Annotated in this window: 15 protein-coding genes; 6 read left to right on the top strand and 9 right to left on the bottom strand. The window is 47.6% G+C overall.

Annotated features, from left to right (window positions below):
- Positions 1–63 precede the first annotated feature (63 nt).
- The gene (locus OLMES_RS17205; protein ID WP_157678358.1) at positions 64–2,958 is read left to right on the top strand and encodes a hypothetical protein; all 2,895 of its coding nucleotides are present in this window, start codon (positions 64–66) and stop codon (positions 2,956–2,958) included.
- Positions 2,959–3,050: 92 nt separating this feature from the next.
- Here OLMES_RS17205 and OLMES_RS17210 read toward each other — a convergent pair whose 3' ends face one another.
- Together OLMES_RS17210 and OLMES_RS17215 are read right to left on the bottom strand one after the other, a co-directional pair.
- On the bottom strand, positions 3,051–4,262 hold the full coding sequence (locus tag OLMES_RS17210; RefSeq protein ID WP_087462406.1) for an argininosuccinate synthase: 1,212 nt from the start codon (positions 4,260–4,262) through the stop codon (positions 3,051–3,053).
- Positions 4,263–4,449: 187 nt separating this feature from the next.
- Positions 4,450–5,364: a flagellar protein MotY gene (locus OLMES_RS17215; protein WP_232465133.1), complete on the bottom strand. Its 915-nt coding sequence runs from the start codon at positions 5,362–5,364 to the stop codon at positions 4,450–4,452.
- A 519-nt stretch (positions 5,365–5,883) separates the two neighbouring features.
- On the opposite strand from OLMES_RS17215, the gene pyrC reads away from it, so the two are divergent.
- Both pyrC and rnt read left to right on the top strand, forming a co-directional pair.
- The gene (gene pyrC, locus OLMES_RS17220) at positions 5,884–6,927 is read left to right on the top strand and encodes a dihydroorotase (protein WP_087462407.1); all 1,044 of its coding nucleotides are present in this window, start codon (positions 5,884–5,886) and stop codon (positions 6,925–6,927) included.
- Between the two features lie 75 nt (positions 6,928–7,002).
- Positions 7,003–7,632 carry a ribonuclease T gene (gene rnt / locus OLMES_RS17225; protein ID WP_087462408.1) on the top strand — a complete coding sequence of 210 codons (630 nt, stop codon included), beginning with the start codon at positions 7,003–7,005 and terminating at the stop codon, positions 7,630–7,632.
- 161 nt (positions 7,633–7,793) lie between these two features.
- Here the strand turns inward: rnt and OLMES_RS17230 are convergent, their stop codons facing one another.
- The 3 genes from OLMES_RS17230 to phbB form a co-directional block, all read right to left on the bottom strand.
- Positions 7,794–8,396: a peroxiredoxin gene (locus tag OLMES_RS17230; protein WP_087462409.1), complete on the bottom strand. Its 603-nt coding sequence runs from the start codon at positions 8,394–8,396 to the stop codon at positions 7,794–7,796.
- Positions 8,397–8,585: 189 nt separating this feature from the next.
- Entirely contained in the window at positions 8,586–8,891 is a 306-nt protein-coding gene (locus tag OLMES_RS17235) for a hypothetical protein (protein WP_087462410.1), read from the bottom strand.
- Positions 8,892–9,222: 331 nt separating this feature from the next.
- Positions 9,223–9,966 (bottom strand): acetoacetyl-CoA reductase, encoded by a 744-nt coding sequence (gene phbB / locus OLMES_RS17245; RefSeq protein ID WP_087462412.1) that lies wholly within the window; start codon positions 9,964–9,966, stop codon positions 9,223–9,225.
- Positions 9,967–10,222: 256 nt separating this feature from the next.
- Between phbB and OLMES_RS17250 the strand changes: the two genes are divergently transcribed.
- Complete coding sequence (locus OLMES_RS17250) at positions 10,223–13,111, top strand: insulinase family protein (RefSeq protein WP_198343016.1); 2,889 nt, start codon at positions 10,223–10,225, stop codon at positions 13,109–13,111.
- A gap of 59 nt (positions 13,112–13,170) precedes the next feature.
- On the opposite strand, the gene sbcB is transcribed toward OLMES_RS17250, so the two are convergent.
- The 4 genes from sbcB to OLMES_RS17270 all read right to left on the bottom strand — a co-directional run bounded on the left by sbcB (position 13,171) and on the right by OLMES_RS17270 (position 21,703).
- A complete protein-coding gene (gene sbcB, locus OLMES_RS17255; protein ID WP_087462414.1) occupies positions 13,171–14,622 on the bottom strand; it encodes an exodeoxyribonuclease I in 1,452 nt (483 codons plus the stop codon).
- 164 nt (positions 14,623–14,786) lie between these two features.
- Positions 14,787–19,013, bottom strand: coding sequence for a pre-peptidase C-terminal domain-containing protein (locus OLMES_RS17260; protein ID WP_087462415.1), 4,227 nt, complete (start codon positions 19,011–19,013; stop codon positions 14,787–14,789).
- An 85-nt stretch (positions 19,014–19,098) separates the two neighbouring features.
- On the bottom strand, positions 19,099–20,001 hold the full coding sequence (locus tag OLMES_RS17265; RefSeq protein WP_087462416.1) for a hypothetical protein: 903 nt from the start codon (positions 19,999–20,001) through the stop codon (positions 19,099–19,101).
- Positions 20,002–20,332: 331 nt separating this feature from the next.
- Positions 20,333–21,703 carry a hypothetical protein gene (locus OLMES_RS17270; RefSeq protein WP_198343017.1) on the bottom strand — a complete coding sequence of 457 codons (1,371 nt, stop codon included), beginning with the start codon at positions 21,701–21,703 and terminating at the stop codon, positions 20,333–20,335.
- A 583-nt stretch (positions 21,704–22,286) separates the two neighbouring features.
- On the opposite strand from OLMES_RS17270, the gene OLMES_RS17275 reads away from it, so the two are divergent.
- Complete coding sequence (locus tag OLMES_RS17275) at positions 22,287–23,585, top strand: hypothetical protein (RefSeq protein WP_198343018.1); 1,299 nt, start codon at positions 22,287–22,289, stop codon at positions 23,583–23,585.
- A gap of 584 nt (positions 23,586–24,169) precedes the next feature.
- Positions 24,170–24,961 carry a hypothetical protein gene (locus tag OLMES_RS17280; RefSeq protein ID WP_157678360.1) on the top strand — a complete coding sequence of 264 codons (792 nt, stop codon included), beginning with the start codon at positions 24,170–24,172 and terminating at the stop codon, positions 24,959–24,961.
- The last annotated feature ends 73 nt before the right edge of the window (positions 24,962–25,034 follow it).

Consider the following 25,034-nt stretch of genomic DNA (forward strand, 5'->3'; position numbering starts at 1 on the left):
ACAAGCCCGATACAGGTTTGTGAAAAACCAATGAATAATAAAAGGAACAGAAGGTCCAATCTTATGCTCAAGAAAACCTTAGTCAGTATGGCGGTTGCGTCTACAGTCACTTTGACTGGCTGTCTGGACAATGCAGACACCGGACGAAATGCCGACCCAGAGTATAAAATCTCACACCCCGACTTTACAGGTAAAACCTGGCCTATTTTCAATCCGGTGACAAGCGCTTTGCCTGTTCCTAACGACCTGATTTTTGATAGTGTTGCGAGCGACGGCAGCTTCCGCGTTCCTGGCGATATGAGCAACCCGGTAATTAATGCACTGAATGATCTCAGCGGTGCATCGGTCTCTGCAGCGATTGATATCACCACAAATGGCTACATCGACCCGGCGACCGTAGATGGCCGCGCCTTTATTATCAGCGCAGGCCCCGATGGGCAACCGACGGTAATTCCCAATCCAAACCAGTCGGTATTTCTGATTGAACTGGATTACGCAAGTGGTGAACCCGTTACAGGGTTGAGCAAAGGTGAGCCACCCACCATACCGCTTGCAGTCACAGCGCAAAAAGCAGCAGCTGGTGATCCTGCTTCGGGTGCAGCCTTGGCGGGACTTGCTCAAAATCCGGCATATGAAGCGAGTGTTGTCGAGTTGGACGGTCTATCAGCTATCCGAATCAACCCGCTTACACCATTGAATCCGCGCAAACGCTATGTGGTGGCAATTACGAAAGATGTGAAAACGGTCAACGGCGAGTCGCTCGTGGCATCTCCAGGCTACAGCAACCTCACTGATGCAGAAGCACCGCTGGCAAGTGGTGCACTAAGTGGGGTACGCGCGCTGATAAACGGCCTGTGGGAACCCATAGCCAGCAACTATTTCCAACTGACCAACAGCGTAAGGGCTCAAACCGGCCAGCCATCCCTTAGCGATGCTGACATCGTAATGTCATACAGTTTCACAACATCCAATGACAAAGCGGTTCTGGGCTACATGGCGGAGCCCAACACCTGGTTTACTGATCAAATCAAAACGGTGCTCGGCACACGTACCCGTGATGCAGTTATGGCTCAGTCCGCTGCCGCTGGCGTGTCTGCCAGTTACGACTCGATCAAAACGGCCATCGACGGAACCATCGCGACCTACCCTTCAGCGCAATTCACCACGGCACTGGCGCCACTGTTCGACATTCCCTTCCCGAATGGCTGTGGAGGCCTGACAGGTGAACAAGCGCTATCCTGTACCGGTGTTGCTCTGTCCCGAAACTTCGAAGTACCGGGACTGATTGAGCCCCCGACTTCTCGCGAAGCCCAGTTCGGGACACCGACTGACGTCACGCAGTTGTCTGTGATTACCAGTAGCCTGGTCGCACCCGGCGAAGTCATGGCGGTTACCGGGCAAATTACACTCCCGTATTACCTTGGTATTCCTGAAGGCACGGATGGCTCAAACATCACTGCCGGTAAATGGCGTGCTAACGCATCCCTTGCAGGCGCGCTGAATAATGCCTTTTCCGCTCTGGGCGTATCATTCCCACAAGCTGATCCCAACGTTACGGATGTGGTTAACTACCTATTCCCATTCCCGCAAAAAACTTCAGATGTTACCATTCCGGTGCTGGCAATATATCCGGCTAATGCCAACATGAACTCGGGCAATCTGCCAGTTGTAATTTACCAACATGGTATACGAACTGACCGCAGTACCGCTTTAACATTTGGTAGTGCACTCGCCAAGGCGGCGGGTGTGGCCGTGATCGCAATAGACCACCCTGCCCACGGTGTGGCACCTTCATCCACAGCAGATAGAACGGAATTGGCAACCCGATTGCTGACACTGGCAAATCTGCCTACGGATGATGCCACGGTACAGGCAGTGGTAAACGAAACATTCCATATCGCTGCACTGCTGCAGATTCAAGAAGCAGGCTGCCCTCTGAACATCACCAACCCAGGGGACACTGACCAAGTCAACAATGCCATGCAGATCGTTCTTGGCGGAACCTGTGGTGTTCAAGCTGCGACCTCGCTTGGTTCTGCGCTAGCAATGGAAAGTACCGTGAAGAATGCAGGCAGTATCGTTCCTGGCTTGCCTGCAACCGATTTTGAGCGCCACTTTGATTTCACAGCCGGCCCAACCGGGGCTCCTATTCCAATGAACTTCGATCCTGCGAATGCAGTTGGCGGCTCTGGCACACTTGCAATCAACCTGACCCACTTTCAAAATTCCAGGGATTACCTTAGACAAAATATTATCGACAACCTGAATCTAAGATTGTCACTGAGCTCTTTGGACCTGAATGGTGGAGGAGCCGACCTGAGCGGAGACAATGTTTATTTTGTAGGCCACTCCCTCGGCTCAATTACCGGGATACCCTTTGTCGCTGTAGCAAACAGCACGGCTGCCACAGACGATAATATCGTTGCGGCTCAGATGCTTACCCCCGGCGGCAAGTTCTCGGGATTACTGGAACAATCACCTACATTCGCGCCAGCAATTCTAGGTGGACTGCAAGCTGCTGCTGGCATACAGCAAGGTGACTCCGGTTTTGCCGCCTTCACCCACGTACTGCAGGCAACGCTTGATTCCGGTGAAGCCATTCAGTTCGCAGGCGACCTGCCCGGCTCCAAGGTCATTCTTTCCGAAGTTATTGGTGATACCTATATTCCAAACAGTGCCTATCCAACGGCTAACTTCGGCAATGCCGACCCTGATCCTTTAACGGGCACAGAACCCTTAGTCCGAATCTCCGGAGCAACGGATATCACCACAAGTGGTGCTTTAAATGTGGGCGTAACCCGTTACACTGGCGGAGATCACACCACACCTGTTCTCCCCGCACCCGGTGACCAGAATGCGGCAAGAGCTTTTGCCGAAATGATCGGCCAAACCACCAGCATGATCCTGACGGGCGGCCAACAGGTTATGGTTAACGACCCGGGAATCATTCAACAATAAGGTTTTTTTGCAACAATAAGGCTTTTTGCAACAATAAAAAAACCGGGCATTTACCCGGTTTTTTTGTGTAATCACACTTTGGTGACTAGCGATCAACGACCTTTCTGAGCCGCAATTCGCAGTCGCAGTGCATTGAGCTTGATAAAGCCTTCAGCATCTTTTTGATCGTAAGCACCTGCATCATCTTCGAATGTCGCTATCTTCTCGTCAAACAATGAATCGTCCGACTTACGCCCAACCACGGTCACATTGCCTTTATAGAGCTTAACCCGCACCACACCGTTTACCACTGATTGAGACTCATCAATCATGGTCTGTAACATCTGGCGCTCAGGGCTCCACCAGTATCCGTTATAGATCAATTCGGCATACTTTGGCATGACACTGTCTTTAAGGTGAGCGACTTCGCGGTCCAGTGTAATGGATTCGATAGCACGGTGTGCGCGCATCATTATGGTTCCGCCTGGTGTTTCATAGGCACCACGAGACTTCATGCCAACGTATCGGTTTTCGACTATATCCAAACGCCCAATACCGTTATCCCCACCCAGTTTGTTTAGTTTTGCCAGCACTTCGTGGGCTTTCAGCGACTCACCATCAATGGCAACAATATCACCTTTCTCGTAGGTCAGTTCAATGTAAGTCGGCTCATTCGGCGCGTTCTCCGGACTGACAGACCAACGCCACATATCTTCCTCTGGCTCTGCCCATGGATCTTCCAGGATGCCGCCTTCGTAAGAAATGTGCAGCAGGTTGGCGTCCATGGAGTATGGACTTTTCTTGCCTGCTTTTTTAAAGTCAACCGGGATATTGTGCTCTTCGGCATAGGTCATCAGCTTTTCGCGGGACAACAAATCCCACTCACGCCAAGGCGCAATCACTTTGACACCCGGTTTTAATGCATAGGCTCCGAGCTCAAACCGAACCTGATCATTCCCTTTTCCGGTTGCACCATGGGAGATCGCATCTGCTCCGGTCTCATTTGCGATTTCAATCAGCCGCTTGGCAATCAACGGACGCGCGATAGAGGTTCCCAGCAAATACTCGCCTTCATAAATAGTATTGGCCCGGAACATCGGAAAAACATAATCCCGCACAAACTCTTCACGCAGATCTTCAATGTAGATTTCTTTAACGCCCATTGCCTGTGCCTTCGCACGTGCAGGCTCAAGCTCTTCACCCTGACCTAAATCCGCAGTAAAAGTAACCACCTCACATCCGTAGGTGTCCTCCAGCCAGCGTAAAATAATCGATGTATCCAAACCACCTGAATACGCCAAAACGACTTTTTTCACATTCGACATTAACAATTCTCCAGATTTTCGAGGGGAGGTGTTGAAAGAAAAGTGCAGTATTGTACTCGTTACCGGGCGTAAATCCCAGACTTGTATAAATTTCGCCGGTTTACGAACAATCTGAATCTGGAGGTGAACCAAATTCCACTTGATAATGGAGGGCCACGCGTATTTGGAGGAGAATTCCGTTAACTAACTACAGCGTTCCGGCTTGTGCTTCTCTAATGGGGGTCGACTTTGGCGCGCGGGGTCCACGCTCGAGGCGAATTGTACTCCGCCTGTTTCGCTTCCGACTGTCGAAAGTTTTATTGGATACCGCAGGATATCGCTCACCATGGTAACGGGTCGTAATAAGCTCTTCTTTAATGCCATGATCGACCAGATACTGTGTAACCACCTCTGCACGTTCTTTGGACAAACGCCGATTGTATATACGACGACCACTACTATCGGTATGACCATCTACAAATATTGAAGAAACAGAAGGATCCGCCTTTACATAAAGCACAACATTATCGATTGACTTGAGGTCTTCTTTTGTAAGCACGGCTTTATCGACTTCAAACAGGACAACGGTACGCTCCACCTGACGAAAATTTACCGGAAGCAGTGTCGCCACGCAGGCAAGGTAATCATTATAAAACGCCTTAAAGTTCACAGGATTAATCCTGACCCTGACGGACTCATCGGCATAGACCGCTTTTCGTGTGAAGGTTGGCATACGCCCCTCCATCAAACTCGCCATCATCATTGTAGAATTATGGGGCATAACTGTGACCGGACGAGTACTCTGCCCCACTGGCACATAACCTAAATCCGTGACACGCGTCCCCGGTAGCCAGTCAGGCGCTTCTATCACCAGTGCAGCCTCCCCTGATCGCATCGGGTTCTTGTAGGCTTCCAGGTAAAATTTTAAAGGCTCACCCGCTTCATGGTAGAACACACCTTTGCCATAATCCGGAATACTATGGGTCAAACTGCACTCGAAAATCGATGTTGAAATGTACCACTGGCTTGCTTCGATGCCCGCCACAAAGGTGACAGCGAAGCTCAATTTGGCAAACACCAAGAGCACCAACGCGAGAAAAAACCGGGTTACCAACACTATCATTCGACCTAAAACCATACGATACAAACTCGCATTAAAAACTTTGACAGTTAACTTTGCATGCACTGTTCCGATCACTTTACCGCAACTCGTTTTTACTGATCGCAACTTGCTGTCACACATACTTATGATCCTGTCATTTTCCGCCGCCTTCAGAACTTCATACGGACTGTAAACGAAATCGGATTATGACAGGGTTACTTTTATATCGTCACAAATTGCCAAACCTTTACTGCTAAACCCGGTTGAGACCTTTTTTTATCGGGCAAGTTTTTGCCGATACAAACAGAATGACGGTATTATGCGTCCCTTTCTCTTACTAATACATCATACTGTATTTCTGATATAATGCCGCTAACGTATAGTGATCGCCCTCCCGATGACAAGCATAGGCCGAGAAAACTGGCCCAACGCAAATCGCATATGATCGCTGCACAAAGCCTCTATAGACTCGATTATTACGGCTACTGAAAAGGTCATCAGGCCTCAAAAGATAGCCGTAGAATAAGGTACTCAATCACAATGGTAGACTCCAATACCCGCCTAACCCTTACTCGACCGGACGACTGGCACCTCCACTTCCGGGATGACGACGCCCTTGAAACGACGGTAAAAGCAACGGCCCGCGTTTTTCAACGAGCAATTGTTATGCCGAACCTGGTACCTCCCGTTACTAACGTTACCGCAGCCCTCTCTTACCGCGAACGAATTTTGTCCAACAGTACGGAATACCCGGGCTTCAATCCATTGATGACCCTGTACCTCACTGACAACACAACACCGCACGACATTATCCAAGCAGCCGAAACTGAGCATGTCGTGGCCTGTAAACTGTACCCTGCAGGTGCTACCACCAATTCTGATTCCGGCGTAACAGACATCAGCAAGATGTATCCGGTATTCGAACAGATGGCCAAGTCTGGCATTCTGTTACTCGTGCACGGAGAAGTCACCTCGCCGGAAACTGATATTTTTGATCGGGAAAAACGCTTTCTTCAAAACACCCTGAACAAAATCGTCTCCGATTTTCCATCATTAAGAGTGGTACTTGAACACATCACAACTTCCGAAGCGGTGGACTTTGTAAACGCAACGGGGGAAAACGTTGCCGCGACAATTACACCACACCACCTGATGTATAATCGAAACCACATGCTTGCTGGCGGTATTCGCCCTCATTTCTATTGCTTGCCAATACTGAAACGCAGCAGCCACCAGGACGCGTTGCGCAAAGCTGCAAGCAGTGGCTCACCGAAGTTTTTCCTGGGTACCGATTCTGCCCCGCATACGATTGGCAAGAAAGAAGCAGCCTGTGGTTGCGCGGGTTGTTTTTCGGCTTTTGCAGCCATTGAATTTTATGCAGAAGTATTCGAAGAACTGGGTGCACTGGATAAACTTGAAGCTTTCGCGAGCCATTTTGGACCTGACTTTTATGGCCTGCCACGCAATACTGACACCATTACACTCGTAAGAGAACCCTGGCAAGCACCAGGAGAAATACCCATGGGAGACAGTGTTGTGGTACCGGTAAAAGCCGGCGAATTCATTCAGTGGAAAGTAATTTGAAACACTCCCTTAATTTAACATTTTAAATGTGAACTCACACGGACACCGGAATACAATTCCGTTAAGGCTTATTCAGTGCTAGATGATCATGATAAATCCCCATTAGCTGAACGATTCCGCGGTTTTTTGCCTGCGGTAATTGACGTGGAAACCGGCGGCTTCAACCCGACGACGGATGCACTTTTGGAAGTCGCAGTCGTCATTATTCGGATGGACGAGTTCGGGCTTCTATACCCAGGAGAAAGTGCTTTCTGCAATGTGGAACCTTTTCCCGGCGCAAATATGGAAAAAGCAGCGCTGGAATTCACCGGAATTGATCCTCACAACCCTTTGCGCAATGCCAAGCCCGAAAGAGAGGCTCTTGCAGAGGTATTTCGTCCAGTCCGCCGAGCAGTTAAAGAATTAGGCTGCACCCGGGCTATCCTGGTTGGCCACAACGCGTCATTCGACCAAAGCTTTATTAATGCGGCAGTCGCTCGCTCGGAAACCAAACGTAATCCGTTCCACCCTTTTTCAACATTTGATACGGTTTCTCTATCCGGGCTGGCCTTCGGACAAACCGTATTGGCAAAAGCTTGTCGGGAAGCCGGTATCGATTTCGACAATCAGGAAGCACATTCCGCGATTTATGACGCACAAAAAACGGCCGAGTTATTCTGCGAAATTGTCAACAAATGGAGCAAACTGGGCGGACTTAAAGTCTGATTCTGGGGGTTTACCACTTTAGGTAATAATTACCGTAAAGTGATAACTAACACAGGCGATAGCTAACACAGACGATAGCTAAATAATCGACAACCAAATACTCGATAAGCAAAAAAGGCCCATCAAGGGCCTTTTTTGGATTCATTTGCTATTGCAATGAATTACAGGTTATCAGCCTGCTCTGCCAGGTAAGATGCAACACCGTCTGGAGACGCATTCATACCTTTGTCACCTTTCTTCCAGCCAGCAGGACAAACTTCACCGTGCTCTTCGTGGAACTGAAGTGCATCAACCAAGCGGATTAACTCATCCATGTTTCGGCCAAGCGGCAAATCATTCACGATTTGAGAGCGGACAACACCTTCTTTGTCGATCAGGAATGCGCCGCGGAATGCTACACCACCCTCGGACTCAACGTCGTAGGACTTGCAGATGTCATGGTTCATATCCGCTGCAAGCGTGTACTTAACTGCGCCGATGCCACCTTCGTTAACTGGCGTATTTCTCCACGCATTGTGGGTAAAGTGAGAATCGATGGATACGCCGATCACCTCAACATTACGCTCCTTGAACGCTTCGATACGATGATCCAGAGCGATCAGCTCGGACGGACACACGAAGGTGAAATCCAAAGGATAAAAGAATACGAGACCGTACTTGCCCTTGATTGCATCTGACAGCGTGAAGGAATCAACGATCTGGCCATCTGCCAAAACCGCAGGAACAGTAAAATCAGGAGCTGGTTTGCCAACGAGTACGCTCATTTATAATTATCTCCACTTTAAAGAATAATAATTGAATTGTAGGGAAAAAGTAGACGAGAAAAATTCATTGGGCAATATCTTGCCCATGAATTTTTCCCGGATAATACAAGGTATTAAAGAAAAACTCACTATTGACTCTGAAGATTTAAACTTTTCGTAACCTCAATACATGAGTTTTCCATGATAGCGTTAAGCATTGATGGCCATCGTGATCGATGATTGAAGCTCGGTGAACGCAGGAAATCCACGTGAAAGCCCCTCTCGGAACACATCATGAGTCTCGGTATTTTTCAATAAATTTTTGTGCGCCGCCAGGTGTGCCACCGGGATCACCATAAGATAAGGCTTTCCCGCCTCATGTAACCAAAGAACAGAACTATCCTGATAAGAACGCCCAAGAAGAACATACCGAGGAAATGCTTCAGGATTATTGATTCGACTGTGCAATACTTTTTCAAGTTGCTCAGGCAGGGATTGGGTTTGTATTGAATTCATGTTCAATTCTCCTAATGTCCGGCAAGCTGGAATCTCAACTCCGCTCCAGCAAATGCGCAACCCCGGCCGTCCTCACCCTGAAATCAAAGATCGGAATGACGCACCAGGTGCAAACACGCGAAACCGCAAGTTATAAGCTTGTAGATCGCTTGAGCATCTATTTGAACCTCAAAACTTCAAAGTATGCTCAAGCTCACAGGCCAGTTTAAGCTTGTACTACTGTTTTAGCTTTGCCTACAATAAATAAGCCTATAAAAGAATCTAGACATTGAAAATGACAATCTGATTGCAATTTGAACCAGGCCGCATTTTCAATTCATTCAGTACGTCCTTAGTACATGTGTTGACCGCCATTAATTGAAAGATTCGACCCGGTAATAAAGCCAGATGCTTCATCCACTAAAAAACCGACTGCGCGGGCAATCTCTGCTGGCTCAGCCAAACGACCAACCGGAATCTGGGCAACAATCTGTTCCCTGATTTTCTCATCAATTGCCATGACCATACTGGTTCCGACATAACCGGGCGAAACGGTATTAACCGTGATCCCTTTGCGCGCAACTTCTTGAGCCAATGCCTTGGTAAAGCCATGAATCCCCGCTTTGGCAGCAGAATAATTCACCTGCCCAAACTGCCCTTTTTGACCATTGATAGATGAAATGTTTACGATTCGTCCGTATTGTTGCTCGATCATATCGTCGAGAAACGGCTTGGTAACATAAAATGCACTATTCAGGTTTGTATTGAGCACAGCATCCCACTTTTCCACACTCAATTTCTTCATCACGCCATCGCGCGTGATACCGGCATTATTAATCAATACGCTGACGGCCCCGTGATTCGATCGTATTTCGCTCGCGGCCTGTTGACAGGAGTCAAAATTGCTCACATCCATGCACTGCACCGCGATATCAAAGCCCAATTCCTGCTGCTCTGACTGCCATGCCAAGGCAACATCAGCACGGGAAGGGCTGCGATAAGTCGCAACCACGTGCATGCCGTCTTTGGCCAGCTGTTGACATATTGCGGTTCCTATTCCACCGGTGCCACCGGTAACTAATGCGATTTGAGTCATATCTGCTTTCCTCACTCCTGAGAGATGGCTTTGAGTTGTTGATTTGTTTTATTTGCCATTGAATTTATAACAACGGGTGCCATTCAAAGTTCTGACGCCGATCAAAACCCTGCCGCTTCAAACATGAATTTTTAATTAACAAAAAAGTGTTGCAACCCAGAGTGCTCGCCCCTACAGTGAGATATTTAATAATTGACTGAATGCCCTACTCTTTATGCTAAAAAATAATATATTCAGAATAACCATGGTGTTAACCATGTTCCTGGTCCAGGCGCAGGCAGCGCTTTCGGAAACCCTTGAAAAGAGCCCTTATGATACGCGGAAATATTCCGTCCTCACCCTGGCCAACGAACTTCAAGTACTTGTCGTTTCGGATCCCACTACCGACAAAGCTGCGGCGGCTCTGGATATTCGTGTCGGCAGCGGCAACGACCCGAAAGGACGAGAAGGGTTGGCGCACTTCCTGGAACACATGCTCTTCCTGGGCACTGAGAAATACCCAAACGCAAGCGAATATCAGGAGTTCATTAACCAGCATGGTGGATCACATAATGCCTTCACCGCATTTCAGGACACGAATTACTTTTTTGAAGTGGATGCAAACTTCCTGACGCCGGCCCTTGATCGCTTCGCACAACAATTTATTGCGCCCACGTTTACCGAAAAATATGTAGAACGGGAGATCAACGCCGTACATTCGGAATATAGCTCGAAGATTCAGGACGACTATCGCAGGACACTCTCCGCATTCAAGACACTCATTAATCCAGACCATTCCTACAGTCAGTTTTCGGTGGGCAACCTGACCACCCTCGGGAACCGGGACGGCAGCCTGATCCGCGATGAGCTTATCAAGTTTTATGAAGCAAACTATTCTGCAAACCTGATGCGGCTGGTCATCCTGGGCAAGGAAGATATTGCGACATTGGAAAAAATCGCAATCGAGAAGTTTTCAGCCATTCCCAATCGAAACCTGAAGGCAAAGGAACATACACAGGAATTGTTCTCGGGCTCGGCACTGCCCAAACTGATTCAGGTCGAACCCGTGATGGAAAAACGCGTAATGGAAATGAATTTCCCTGCGCCATCAACACAGCAACTGTATCTGCGCAAGCCCACTCACTTTATCAATAATCTGATTGGTCATGAAGGGAAAGGTAGTCTGTTGTCTGAGCTCAAGTCCCGGGGGTGGGTCGAAACGCTCAGCGCAGGTTCAGCAATGGATACAGGCCATGAAAGCCTGCTGTCCATAAAGCTTTCACTGACAGAAAAGGGTCTGCAAAACTGGAAAGAAATTGCGCGGCTAACGTTCTCTTATATTGACCTCGTGAAACAGCAAGGCATGCAATCGTTTTACTTCGATGAACAAAAACAAATGCTCGACCTAGCTTTTAAATTCGCTGAAAAAAGCCACCCAATCCACTTCGTCAGTTATGCTGCTTCAGTGATGCATCAGGTTCGAAGCCAGCATATTCTGCGAGCAGGCTATATCATGCAGGCTTTTGATCCAGAACTTTACCAAACCTTTTTGGCTCAGATGACCCCGGAAAACGTCATCATTACCCTCACTGCGGCAGGCCTTAACAGCGAATCCGAATCCGAGCAAGTATTGCAAACCGAATGGTACGACGCTCCCTATCGGATACAGTCAATAAACCCTGAATCAATTCGCCCTCATGACCAGCCCGAACAGTGGTTTGCGTTACCCGAACCAAACGAATTTATACCGCACAACGTCGAGCTTTTGTCAAATGGCAAGAGCATACTCCCAACGCGCTTGCTGAATCAGAATGGCCTCGTCGCCTGGTATGCAGAAGACACCGAGTTCAATACCCCCAAATCATCGTTCTTCGTAAATGTGCGCACCCCTATTGCCAACACCTCGCCCAAAAACAATGTGATGACCTCACTGTTCACGGCCCTGATCAACGACGCACTGAACGAATTAACGTATCCGGCTACACTGGCAGGATTACAGTTCTCGCTTTACCCACACATTCGCGGCATGACCATCAAGATTTCAGGTTACCCGCAACGGCAAGCCAATTTATTAACCAAAATTTTAAGTGCATTGCAGTACACCCACTTGTCTGCAGCGCGGTTTGAAATTAAAAAGGATGAGATACGGCGCGCCCTCGAAAATTCAACCAAGCAAAAGCCCTACGAACAAACCAGTGGCCAAATACGTGACCTGCTCGTAGCGCCTGGCTGGACCGATGAAGAACGACTGGCAAGTCTTGGAAAAATCAGCTGGTCCGACATGACAGAATTTAGAGCAAAACTATTAGAGAAACTAGACTTGGTCACGCTCGCGCATGGCAATATAACACGCACTCAGACACTTGCACTGAATGCGCTTGTAGACTCATTTCTGGCGAAGCCTGCGCAATTTGTTCCAGTACCGCGGGGCACCGTCTTAAAATTAAATCCGCAAGACAGGTTCAGCAAAGCATTAGCGATAGATCATCCTGACAGCAGTTACACACTGTACCTGCAGGGGCGAGAGAAAAGCTATCGCGAAATGGCCGCCTATTCACTCGCAGCCCAATTACTGAGCACGGGTTACTATGAGCAGATGAGAACGGAAAAACAATTTGGATACATCGTTTTCAGTGCGCCAATTCCACTTCTGGAAGTACCCGGAATAGCTTTCATTATCCAGTCACCGAAAGCCAGCCCGGAGATTCTACACACCGAAACCCTGGCATACCTGAGCAAACAAGTGGACGCACTGACAGCCATGCCAGATGAACAGTTTGAGCGTCATAAACAGGCACTCATCTCACGCATCAAGGAAAAAGAAACCACCCTGCAACAAAGAAGCAATCGCTTCTGGAGTGAGATTGACCGCAATAACGAAGGCTTCAATACCCAGGATCAACTGGTATCGGCAATTCAGGGGCTCGACAAACCGGCAATGCTGGAATTACTGGGTAAACAGCTTGGAGAGCAGCAACAAGCCTTGCTCATCTTCAATCGCGGGACAAACACTTCAGCACAAACTGATTCACAATCTGACGCTGAACAACAGACAAAAACGGAACAACAGATAAAAGCGGCCCCAAATATCGAAGCCGTCTTCAATCTTTACAAATCAGTAGAAACCAAAGCTGCACTCTGGGAAGGCAGAGGCCATTTTGAGTAACGCTCAACGGTATCACTTCTGACTTTAAAAACAGCAATCATGCCCCGCCATCAGCTGGTTCAGTGGTAGGGCATGATTGACTCGGCATAAAACTTCAAATCCTCGAGAATACCGGCCTTTCTGGTATCCTCGTGGTATTGGCCATACAGGTACTCCAGCTTCTGAGCAAAGCGAGAAAAAGCACTCTGCCCTTGAGAATCCTGCGCAAATAATCGAGTTTGCCGAAACAGGTTCCACTCTTCATGCTCTTCCGGTGTCAGACATTCTGGAAAATTTCTTGCCTTGTATCGTCGATAGAGTTCGGGTAAGCGTTCGTCCTGAAAAGCAGGCAGGAATTCTGTGAGATCATCCGCTCCCATCTGCGTGATTTTCTGCATCATCGACCGGTCATGCTGTGAGAAGAACCCTCCAGTGTAAAGTGTCACTTCTGGATCGCCTTCCGAAAGTGCCCGACTCTCTGCTGACGATGCAAATACAGCGGAAATCTTTTCTTCAATATTATCCGCATTTTTTAACAACGATAGATGTTGACGCAGTACATCGCCATCCAGACCAAGCCCTTCCAACTGTGTCTTCGGTAACGACTTCATCATTGTCATGGGCGCAACAACTGGACATTTGTTTAAATGGATCACTTTCAAGGGAATACGTTCAATATCGCCCAAAGCGTCCTTTGACGTGAACACTCGCGCCCTAATTTCATCAGATTCCAGTGCAAGCATCGGGGCAGGGTCAACACGAAGGTCATACACTACGATTCCGTTCTGATTCACCGGGTGCTGAGCCAGAGGCACCACAACGGAACAGGCCCCCATACTCGCAGGAAACATCGATGAAACATGCAAGACCGGGGTTTTGGCTTCTAGATTCAGCACATTTCGAACACTGTGTTTATCTTTATGATTGAATACGTAGTCATACAGATCCCGAGCACGCTCCCGAATCAATTTAGCCAACGCAATCGTTGCCAGCACATCGGACATGGCATCATGCGCCGCGTCATGAATCAATCCATTTTGTTGCGTCAATTGCTCCAGCCGGAAACTGGGTGCACCATCATCCGTACGCGGCCAATTCAACACATCCGGTCGCAGCACATAGACCAGACGCACTAAATCGATAATATCCCAGCGGGAATTGCCGTTTTGCCATTCTCGGGCATAGGGATCAATAAAGTTTCGGTAAAAGCCAAAGCGCGTCAATTCATCATCGAAACGAATACTGTTATACCCCACACCACAGGTTCCGGGACGGGAAAAATGCTCATGGATTTTGCCCATGAATATCGCTTCTGATTCTCCCTCACGCAGTGCATGCTGGGGTGTAATACCCGTGATGAGACAAGCTTCAGGCTCCGGCAGATAATCTTCAGGAGGCTTGCAATAATAGGTAACCGGCTCCTCGATAATATTAAAATCCAGGTCTGTGCGCACACCGGCAAACTGGGAAGGCCTATCAACTTTGGGGTTCGCACCAAATGACTCGTAATCGTGCCAAAAAAAAGAATTCATAGTTTCTACTTAACAGCAATAGTTCCAACTTAACAGTAACAAAAATAACGCGGGCTCGAGCGAACCTAGGGTATCAGATTTGGATCAGCTTAAATAAGTCTCATAAACAAAAAAAGCCCGGATAACCGGGCAACACTGGAAGTTCTTTGTTCATTTCGCCTCTATCAGAGAATATCCACAGCAGCGGTATACTCTCCCACAGGAATGGTTCCGTTCAATGAATAGATTTGCACAAAATAGGTATCATCCCGACTTGCAGCGAAATCCAGCTCGGCAACCGACTCTCCGGAAACAAGCTCATCTGATACCAGTATTTCACCCCGAGAGTTCAGTACCCGAAAAGCAGGCGCATCTAAATCACTGCTACTCACTTCAAGGTGGTACGAACGTCCTCCCTGGAAGTCAACCGCGAATAAGTCATGATCACCAACCATATTCAGACGTGCAGTAATCGATCCGCCCACATCAATGCGAGCATCGGTGCTGAGCGAGTTGACATAATCGTCCGCCATATCGAGAACGGCCTCCAAAGTATATTCGCCGGTGACCACCGTACCGCCGGCATCATAAACCTCGATATAGAACCCATCCGTAACCAATGCGGATATTTGAATCAATGCCTCCGTTTCACCGGCTTCCTGAATATCAGAGTCAATCACCGTATTTCCGCTGCTGTCGAATAAGCGCAAGCCCAACATATCGAGCTCTGCACTTTCTACTCGAAGTGCATACGTATTCCACTGCTCTAGCGTCACACCATACCAGTCCCGGTCGCCCGCGATTTCAATCTGACCATTAACACTACCGTCTATTGCGAGATTCACGGCCGTTCCCGGTGCGCTCCCGGCATCATCGGTGGTACCACTGAGTGCTGCAGCAACTGTATAGGGGCCAACCGGGAAATCTCCCGAAGCATCAAAAATTTCAAGATAGTATGTCCCTGTCAGATCAGGGGTATACCCAACCAATGCGTTGCCATCGGCATCGCCATTCAGATCAGCCCCCAACTCCAAAGCTGATCCATCGAGCAAGCGTAATCCGACTTTATCCAGGTAAGAACTGTTTACGGTAAGGTAATAGGTCGTTCCCTGATCCAAGTCCACAGCCAACCAGTCCGTATCCCCTACGGTCTCAATACGACCCGCAGCAGTATCACCAACCAGAACCACACCGCTCGTAGCCGTAGATCCTGCATAGTCATCAGTGGCATCCACAGCACCGAGGGCTAAATCATAATCTCCCACCGGCGTCGAACCGCCACCATCAACAACTTCAAAATAGAAAGTGCCTGAAGCATTGGCAATAAAAGTCTCTGTCGCGGCAACGCCAGTATGAATCAACGTACCCGTCGCATCGTATACATTAATACGACCAGCATCCAATGTAGGACTGGACAGCGCGATATCATAGCTTTCCCACTGACTCAGGACAGCGGCAAACCAGTCAGCATCCCCTACCCTTTCGAGCCGCCCGGCTGCAGTACCACCCACGGTGATCATCCCGGCTGTACTGGTATCACTGGTAAAGTCATCATCGGCTGCCCCGGCAGAGAAGCTGATGGCGTAATCCCCTACCGGTATGGATCCCGCTCCAGCATCGACCCCGATATAGAAGGTACCCGTTGCTTCCGCGGTATAACTCAAACTCTGTGCACCAGGGCTATTGATGAGAGTTCCAGCTGCATCGTAAAGCGTCAGTACAGGGGCATCGAGATCAGAACTGGTTATGGCAAAATCATACGTTTCCCATTGCGTCAGCGTTACAGCATACCAATCGACATCTGCAACCACTTCGAGTCTGCCCGACATGGAGCCACCGAGACTGATGCTACCTGTTGTCGACGTATCATTGGCATAATCATCGGTCGTATCACCCAAGCCAATACTGAGAATATAGTCACCAACCGATGTCGAACCTGTACCCCCATTAACCTGTACATAATGGGCCCCAGGCGTCACTGCAGTATAGCTTCCACTTGATGATGAAAAATCTGTAAGCAATGCACCTGAAGCATCAAACAGGCTGATCTCAAGATCATCCAGCGCTGCGCTAGTAGCCTGAATATCATAGGTATCCCATTGTGCCAACGTAATCTGGAACCAGTCATTATCGCCCTCCGTCTCAAGACGTCCGGTGATGCTGCTTCCCACTGCAACGTTGCCCGTTGTCGTTGTATCTGCCGCATAATCATCGGCAATTGCATCCAGACTGGCAGCCACCGTGTAATCACCAACAGGAACCGCCCCACCTCCGTCCAGAATCTCCAGATAATAAGTACCCGACTGGGTAATGCTGTAATCCGCTATTGAAGCACTCGTATTATTGTTGAGGATCGTCCCGGTACTGTCATAGAGCTTAATGACCGGTGCATCCAGATCTGAACTTGAAACGTTGAAATCATAGCTTCCGGCGGTACTGATCGACACTGCAAACCAGTCAGCATCGCTGACCTGCTCCAATCGACCGGTACTCGAGCCACCGAGGCTGACAGTCCCGGATGTGGCGGTAGTAGCGTCATAGTCATCTGCGACACTGCTATTTTGAAACGAGACCGTGTATAAACCGGTAGTCGCCGTACTGGATCCGGCATCAACACCGACATAATAGGTACCCGAATTTGTTGCAAGATGTGTCAGATTTGACGCTGCGGGATCGAGCAACAGCGCCCCCGTTTCATCGTAGAGACGAATTTCTGGCGCATTTAAATCCAGACTGCTGACCTGAAAGTCATAGGTCTCCCACTGGACTACGGATACAGCAAACCAGTCAATATCCCCGGCGATCTCAATTTCACCATTGGTAAAGTTTCCGAGTACGACTTTACCAGACGTGCCAGTATTGTCACTGAAATCGTCTGAGATTGTGGCATTCTGGAAAGAAAGTGTATAAAGTCCAACAGGAACTGAGCTACTGCCCGCATTGACCCCGACATAATGAGTGCCGGTACTGGTAGCAGTATATGCAAGCCCTGATGTCCCGGGCGAATTGATAAGCCCGCCCGAGCGATCAAACAGTTCTATCTCCGCACCATCAAGCTCCAGACTGGAAACCAGAAGATCATAACTTTGCCCTTGGGTCATCGAAACAGCAAACCAATCAACATCACCAACGGATTCCAATTCACCATTTGCAAAGTTACCCAGCGCGACACTACCCGTGGTTACAACGTCCGCGCTAAAATCATCACTTTGATCAAGGGTAACGACAACCTGGTAATCCCCGACCGGTTGACTACCTGCATTATCACGTACCTGAATATAAAGGGTATCCGCCGTGTTTGAAGTGTAATCGGTCAGCAACCCATTGCTGCCTGAAGCCAGCACACTTCCGGCAGCATCCACCAGTTGAAGGTTTGGATCATCCAGATCGTGTCCATAGATTTCAACGTTATAAGTTGACCATTGAGCCGGTGTAAATGAAATCCAGTCGACATCCCCTACGCGTTCGATTTCACCGTCAGCGACCCCCTCGGAAGCGCCGCCCTCGATTACAATGCTTCCTGCCGTACTCGAGTTCGCAACGTAATCATCTCCTGCATACACGGCAGTACTCAGATCATAGGTGCCGGTACTATTCCCATCCAGATCTGAAACAACTATATGATAGGTACCCGAGACGGCAGCATTAAAACGCACACTCGAAGCATTAACACCAATTGAAAACGCAACTGCATCACCGGAAGGGTCAAACACTCTGAGCGTTGCTTGATCAAAAAGAGCATTACTCAGGTCTATGCTGTAGGATTGCCACTGCTCAAGTGTGATTGAAAAAATATCCCGCTCACCGTCCACACTCAGATCACTCGAAATCGCATCTCCCGGACTCAGAGCGGTCACTCCGGATAGATCCCCTGGCAGCCCAACTGTTGACAGGCCGTTAAGATAACTATGGCTACTGTCTATTCCGGTAGAGACTGTCGCCGGCGTCGCATCCACTGTGCTGAGTATGCTGACAGCATCATTAATCAGTGTTGCATCATAGACAACAGACACCAAATCAACGTATTGCGTAAAATCATTTGCTACGTCGAGTTTGTTCTCCGCCGCACTCAAGTCACTTCCCGTGGCACCGTTTAATACTTCATAAGCCAATTGGGCCGAGGTCAAATCGCCATTGTCCAATAGTCCGACATAGTAATCGCGACCAGCAGTATCGGGTAATCTCGAAAAAATTTGCTGGTAGATCGCATCAACCATTTCGGTGTGCGTCAGGCTACCATAACGATCAACATACTCCTGGGAGGTACCAAAAACATCTATGATGGCAGTCATATCGCCACCCGCTGCCTGAAGCTCGCCCGACCAATACGCGATGCCCGCGGAATCCCCTGGACGACCGTAATAAGCCACGTACATCAATTGTATTTTGTCTTGATTAGACCGATATGCCATAATTTACCTTCCACCCACAGCAAATCAGCCGCAAACGCCTGACGTTGTTAACGGCTGAAATTTTTGTTTTTATTGTCCATGACCTTTAGAACAGACCAAGGCTTCGATCAATAAACTCAGTCCGCACACGGGGTACACCTGCAGCTAATTCAGACAAATTGATTGTCATGGCAGTCGGGATATTGACGTGTACTCCAACGTCAGTGGCCACAATACTGCCAGACGGTGATTGCCAATCTAGAGCTTGTTTCTGGTAGGAGAAAAAGTAATCACTGGTAAATCCGACCGTACCATCACCATTGTCGACACCCACTTCAAAAGTCTGGATATTGCTGATCGCAGTACAATTGTTTTCCGACATGCAATCAGTGGTCTCCCCTTCCAGGCCGATATGGGTCGCTCGACTTGAGTTAGCGAGGCCTGCATTGGTTAGCAGTTGAGCGTCTTTCAATTCCCCTGAACCATCATCGAGCTTGATACCGATGTTCCCCGAGAAACTATCAAAATCACCGGAAACAGTCCCTCTGGCCTGATTAAAGCCCATACGGAAACCCACCAGCTCACCGCCGTCCTGTGCGATCTCAAAATAGGGATCGACCCCGGAGAACGGCACAATCTCGTTCTCGGCGTATGTGTTTCCATCAATTTGAATTTTGTTGCTGTCCCGGGAAATATGCCCCAGGGATACGTTAGAAGCTTGTAGATCAGCACCGGGAGCACCTTCCATAAGGTCATACTCACCGAGTACAACTGCATCTACGTTGGTTTGAATATCGGCAGATACGCCGAGTGTGAATCGAGTAAAGTCGGTACCTGTAGCGGTCTCAACAACATCAAAAGCAATTGCTGCCTGACCAGTAAATTGCCTGAGCGAATCATCATCAATCGCCTGCAGGTCTGCATAAACAGGCTCGGTAAGACCTACCGAGCACCCAGCAGCGAGCAGTGCGATCGAGAGATTCCTCCCTGTATCGCGAGTCTTTTTCATTTTTAGTGTCTCTGAAACTGAAAGCTATTTTTTGTTGATTTTGCTTACTGTTGTCGATTTTGCTTTTTATTATGTTTTCTTGCTTATTTTTATATTTTCTTGCTTTTTATTATTTTTTGTATCTTTTTTGTTATATCGACAATATACAGCAGAACGCCCTGGATTTTGTGAACCAAGGCACAGAGACACTGATCACTGATATTATTTAACGTTGAACTATGAAGACAATCACATTTTCCTTATATTTCAGTAATTTGGTACATTTTAACAATACTTCTGTACCACTTTTTACTGGCACAAAAGTACTTAATCCCCGCCATTCAGATCATGCTTAGAATAAACCTACCCCGCGATCTATATACTCACGACGAACACCATGAATACCCTCATAAACTTCATGCAGGTTCACCTTTACCGCTCCAGTGGGAAGATTTAAAAACGCGCCAGAGGTTGCTGATACGAAATTTGACATCGCCGTAGCAGATGAATCAGTGGACCATTCCATGTCTCGCGTCTGAAATGACAGAAATAAGCCCGAAGCGGTATCCGTGATGTACTGGCGACCATTGATCTCTTCTACTTTACCAACCGGCATACTCTGGAAATTTGTGAGCGGGAAACACGTTGGAATACCCAACATGACACAGTCATCTGACTGGATATAAATATTGTAACAAGCGAATAAACCAAACAGGCCACAGCCAGAACTGCTCACCTGTTCGGATCGAGAAGCACTTCCGATCAAGTTTGCATCGGAAAGTAAGGGCACAACACCTGCAGCCAGAAAGTCAGCACCTTCAATCGTGAACTCGGTACCGTTTTGCATGCCGATATACTGTGAACGCACAGGGTCAGCTTCACCATTCTCGTCAACCAAGATAGCCTGTGCGCTGAGTTCACCGTCTGCAACCAGCAGTGGTGTCAGAAGTGTCAGTGCTTCTTCGAGAATATTTCCATCCTGCTTTTGTCTTGCAGCAGACAGCCCATCGACATCATCACGGATATCAACTTCGACTGCACCAGACAGTGAGAGAATGTTACCTGACAGAATCCCTTTCGAATCACCAAAACCAATACGAACACCAATCATTTCATTGGTTGCATCATCAAATGCAAATTCAAGAAAGGGGTCGTTTATCTGAAACGGTACGACTTCACCTTCACTGTAGTTGATCGGTCGTCCACGGGAATCAAAACCTTTTGCCACCATCGGTACAGATTTATATTTATTGGTGTAATCGTTACTGTGAATGTATCCAAGCGAAAAATTAGTAGCATGGATATCCGCACCGGTTGACTCTAGGCCTGCTTCTGAGCCATCACATGTGTAGCACGCCTTACCATTCAAGGACGGATCAGTCGGGTGGTTTTCCCAGCGATGATACTTGCCAAGCTCCATCTCTTCTGCAACCATCATCGTGTCGATTTTCATGCCGAGGTTTACGCGAGTGTAGCTAATGTCAGATTGTGTCGGATGGCTATTTTGATCGATAGAAATGAATGCCTGTCCGGTGATATCAGACATTTCCTCATCCGAAATTGCTTTTAACTCACCATAGGAGTCTGCCGGGTATAGCGTTGAGCCAATCAGAAGCAAGCCGCCACTCACAATTGATAGACACTGCTTCCCAAACGAACATTGCCTTGTTTTAGTTAAATCAGTCCCTTGTTCAAATGCCGCCATTGCCATCGCGTTACCCATATTCTTGTTGTGGTCTCTGAATTTATGCTGTTAACACAAATACCTTGCTGAGGACGCAGAACCAAAAACGTTCCGGTACAATCGTATGGCACAAATGTACAAAGAAAGCCGATTTGTCTCCTCCCCCAAATGGGTGAACCTGGGCGACGCTATTCACAAAGTTGTCTACAAATTGTCACATAATGTTAAATTACGATAATACATGGCCACTTCTCGCACTGAGCGTACTATGACTGAACACCTCGCCATTTATGAGCCATTGACAAATGTAGAATAGGTTCACATTTCTGTACAAAATATCTATTTTCGCAATATATTTCTTTTTTGTTCTATTTTATTCCTTATCAATTCACCAACGGTCATTTTCAATCATTTCGTGTAATTTAGATTACATTTCGAAAACCGGTTTAGAGTATTTATTCTTATTAGAACAATTCGTCATTTTTTGTGATACTTGCACAAATTTCTGACGTTTGATTCCGGTTTAGCGATAATTTAACCTCTGTAAAACAAAGCTATAACAACAAAACACTCAGAGACACAACGTCATCCATTGATTACAAAATAACAACAAGGGCGTTGTATGATTCAAGTCAGCAGAGCAACAACTAGAACCAGAAACAGTCAGCAACTGGATCACTACGAAAATACTTACAGCCACAAAAACGAACATGATTTCAGACGAGTAACTTCACAAACCAATATTGTCCGTTTACTTGTATCTGTAGTGGTATTTGCAATCGGCACTGGGAAGGCGTTGGCAGACTTAGTACCAATGAATAATGGTGAACTTGCTTCAATATCTGGCCAAGCCATGTTCAGTATTGATCAATACTCACATCCGGATCCAACGGAAAATACCAACTACACACGCATCAATCTTGGACTGGATGTCGAGACCGTACTGAATGCCGACGTACTTGAGCTCGGCAGGTATGAGCGAGCCGGTGAAAAACCAGGGACTTCCGATGTACTCATCAACAACTTTGGTTTGGGCAATATTTATACATCGTCGTACTACGACAACAATCCCAAATCGCCGCGCCCGCTTAAAGAAAATGGTGAAGAGTATGTTGACGGTGAGTTAGTCCCCTTCACGCTGCATGACCCCTTTATAGAATTCTCCTTTAACGAAGCCACCGGACAACCTACCGGAGTGCGTATTGGATTTGGTGATTCCAAAGGTTTTCTGTCCGGCAATATTGAAACCCTTACAGGAAATATCAATGTTGATATTCTCGACCGAGGAGAAGGCCTTACGGAAGCCTCCTCCAATGGTAATCTGTTTGATCAGGTGGTTATCGCACTCGCTCCTTATCTGGCAGGAGGAAGCCCGATCTACACCAAAGCCGAGCTGGTCGATATGGAAGGTGAACTTGACCCGGTACGAGCGGAGTATGCCGGTGTACCAGATGGGGAAAAATTTGTCATTGAAGATGTGAGTGGCGCAACACGTTGGCTGATTAATACAGTTTCACCTTTGAACAGTAGCACTATTGAAAATCCGAACTGTTCTTTTTTCTGGTGTCCTGCTGGAGACATTATCATCACAGTCGAAGACTGTTTGGTTCTCGGGATCACGGCTTGTTTCGATTTAGGTGACTTCAATAGTCTGCCTATCGGGAAAATAGAGGAAATTAATGGCAAACGCTACATTACCGACGCCGTACCCGGAGTATTTATTTCATTGCAATCGCAAGACGTTGACTGGTTAATCGATACAGCTAACCTGTCTCCAAACCCTGAAGATTTCTTGCGCGCAACACAGGGCGCATTCCTGAATATCCCGAACAGTGCCGTTGAATTCAATTTGGCCGAGGCATTGAATGGGATCGACCGGGTTCGGACAGAATACATCGACCGGGGTGTGGGGCTGTTCTAGAGGAGTTCTCTACAAATTTCATGCAACATTGAAAACAGATGGAAAATAACTGGATTGATCCACTGACTTTCAGTCCAGATCTGGTTGAGCCAGTTTGTCATTACGAAAATCTCAAATTGCGCTCATCAGACACCAAACCTATGTACCATTACAAAATGTAGAATAGCATCACATTTTAGAACGAAAGTACAAATTGATCCATTATTTTCGTTTTTGATTTTAAACCTGAAATTCTTTTCGCTTAAACAAACTTTAACGCCTTTTCAGTTCGATTTAGAACATCCTTACAAAAAACTGTGATTCATTTCCGTCGTGATATTCAATATTGAATGACGACAACCTGTTGTAACAACACTTCACAATCCCTCTCCCCATTGATTACAAATTAGCTCTTGATTACTCTGAAGTCACTCGATTCACACAACTATAAAAACAGAGACACAGCGTCATCCGTTAATTTCAAAAATAACAAGGGACGTTGTATGCACACCTGCAAACAATTGAAAACTATCTTAATCTCTATCTTTGCTTTACTCATAGGGACAATTTGTCACGCCGAGCTAAAACCAATTTCAGACGATGAAATGTCCAATGTAACCGGTCAAGCTTTCTTCTCCGTGGATAGTTACGACTATGATGGAACCGATTTCATGCGCGTGAATCTAGGCATTGAAATCGAAACATTGCTTGACATTGGAGAGCTGGAAGTGGGTCGCTACCACCGATGGGAGAATGGAGATGCGTGTCTGGAATGCGATGGCACCGAACCCGGTTTGGAGCGCCACGCAGCGGATCTTATGCTGGAAAACTTTTCCTTGGGACACATCGATAAAGACACTGGAGAGATCGATCCATTTTATTTAAACGAACCATTCCTCGAATTCGCGTTAGATGATCAAGGCACACCTATTGGAGTTCGTTTAGGCTTTGCGAACGCCAAAGGCTGGCTATCGGGTAACATTCAAAGTTTAACGGGAAACATCGATATCGCGATTCAGGATACCGCTTACGGTTTATCACAAATGGCTCCCGATTGTTCTGCCGGTGCATATGAATGCTTTTTGGGATTATTACTCAGCATATTGGGCCCTCCAATTCTCCAAGGCTCCCCCCTGGAAGCCGAAGCAAACCTCATCAGCCCAGAGGGTGAATTAGACCCTGTGCGCGCGAATATGGTTGGCCTGGAGAATGGGAAAGAATTCCGTGCAGATGGCACAGGTGAAATTAACTTTTTCGAGCGAGGCCTGTTGGATCTGATGATCGCGCTTACGCCGTCACGCTATAACGCACGGAGGGAGGGCGATGTTGTTATTTTTGAAGCCGCCAACTGTGACATACTAAGCGTTCCTGTTTGTTTTGATTTTAGGAAGGCCTGATTAATCAGCCATATTTATAGACGAAGCCCACTTTCGGCAAATCTCGTCAAAATCAGCGGGTCTTCTTCCTGAT

Origin of the sequence: Oleiphilus messinensis (genome assembly GCF_002162375.1) — a bacterium.
Taxonomy (GTDB): domain Bacteria; phylum Pseudomonadota; class Gammaproteobacteria; order Pseudomonadales; family Oleiphilaceae; genus Oleiphilus; species Oleiphilus messinensis.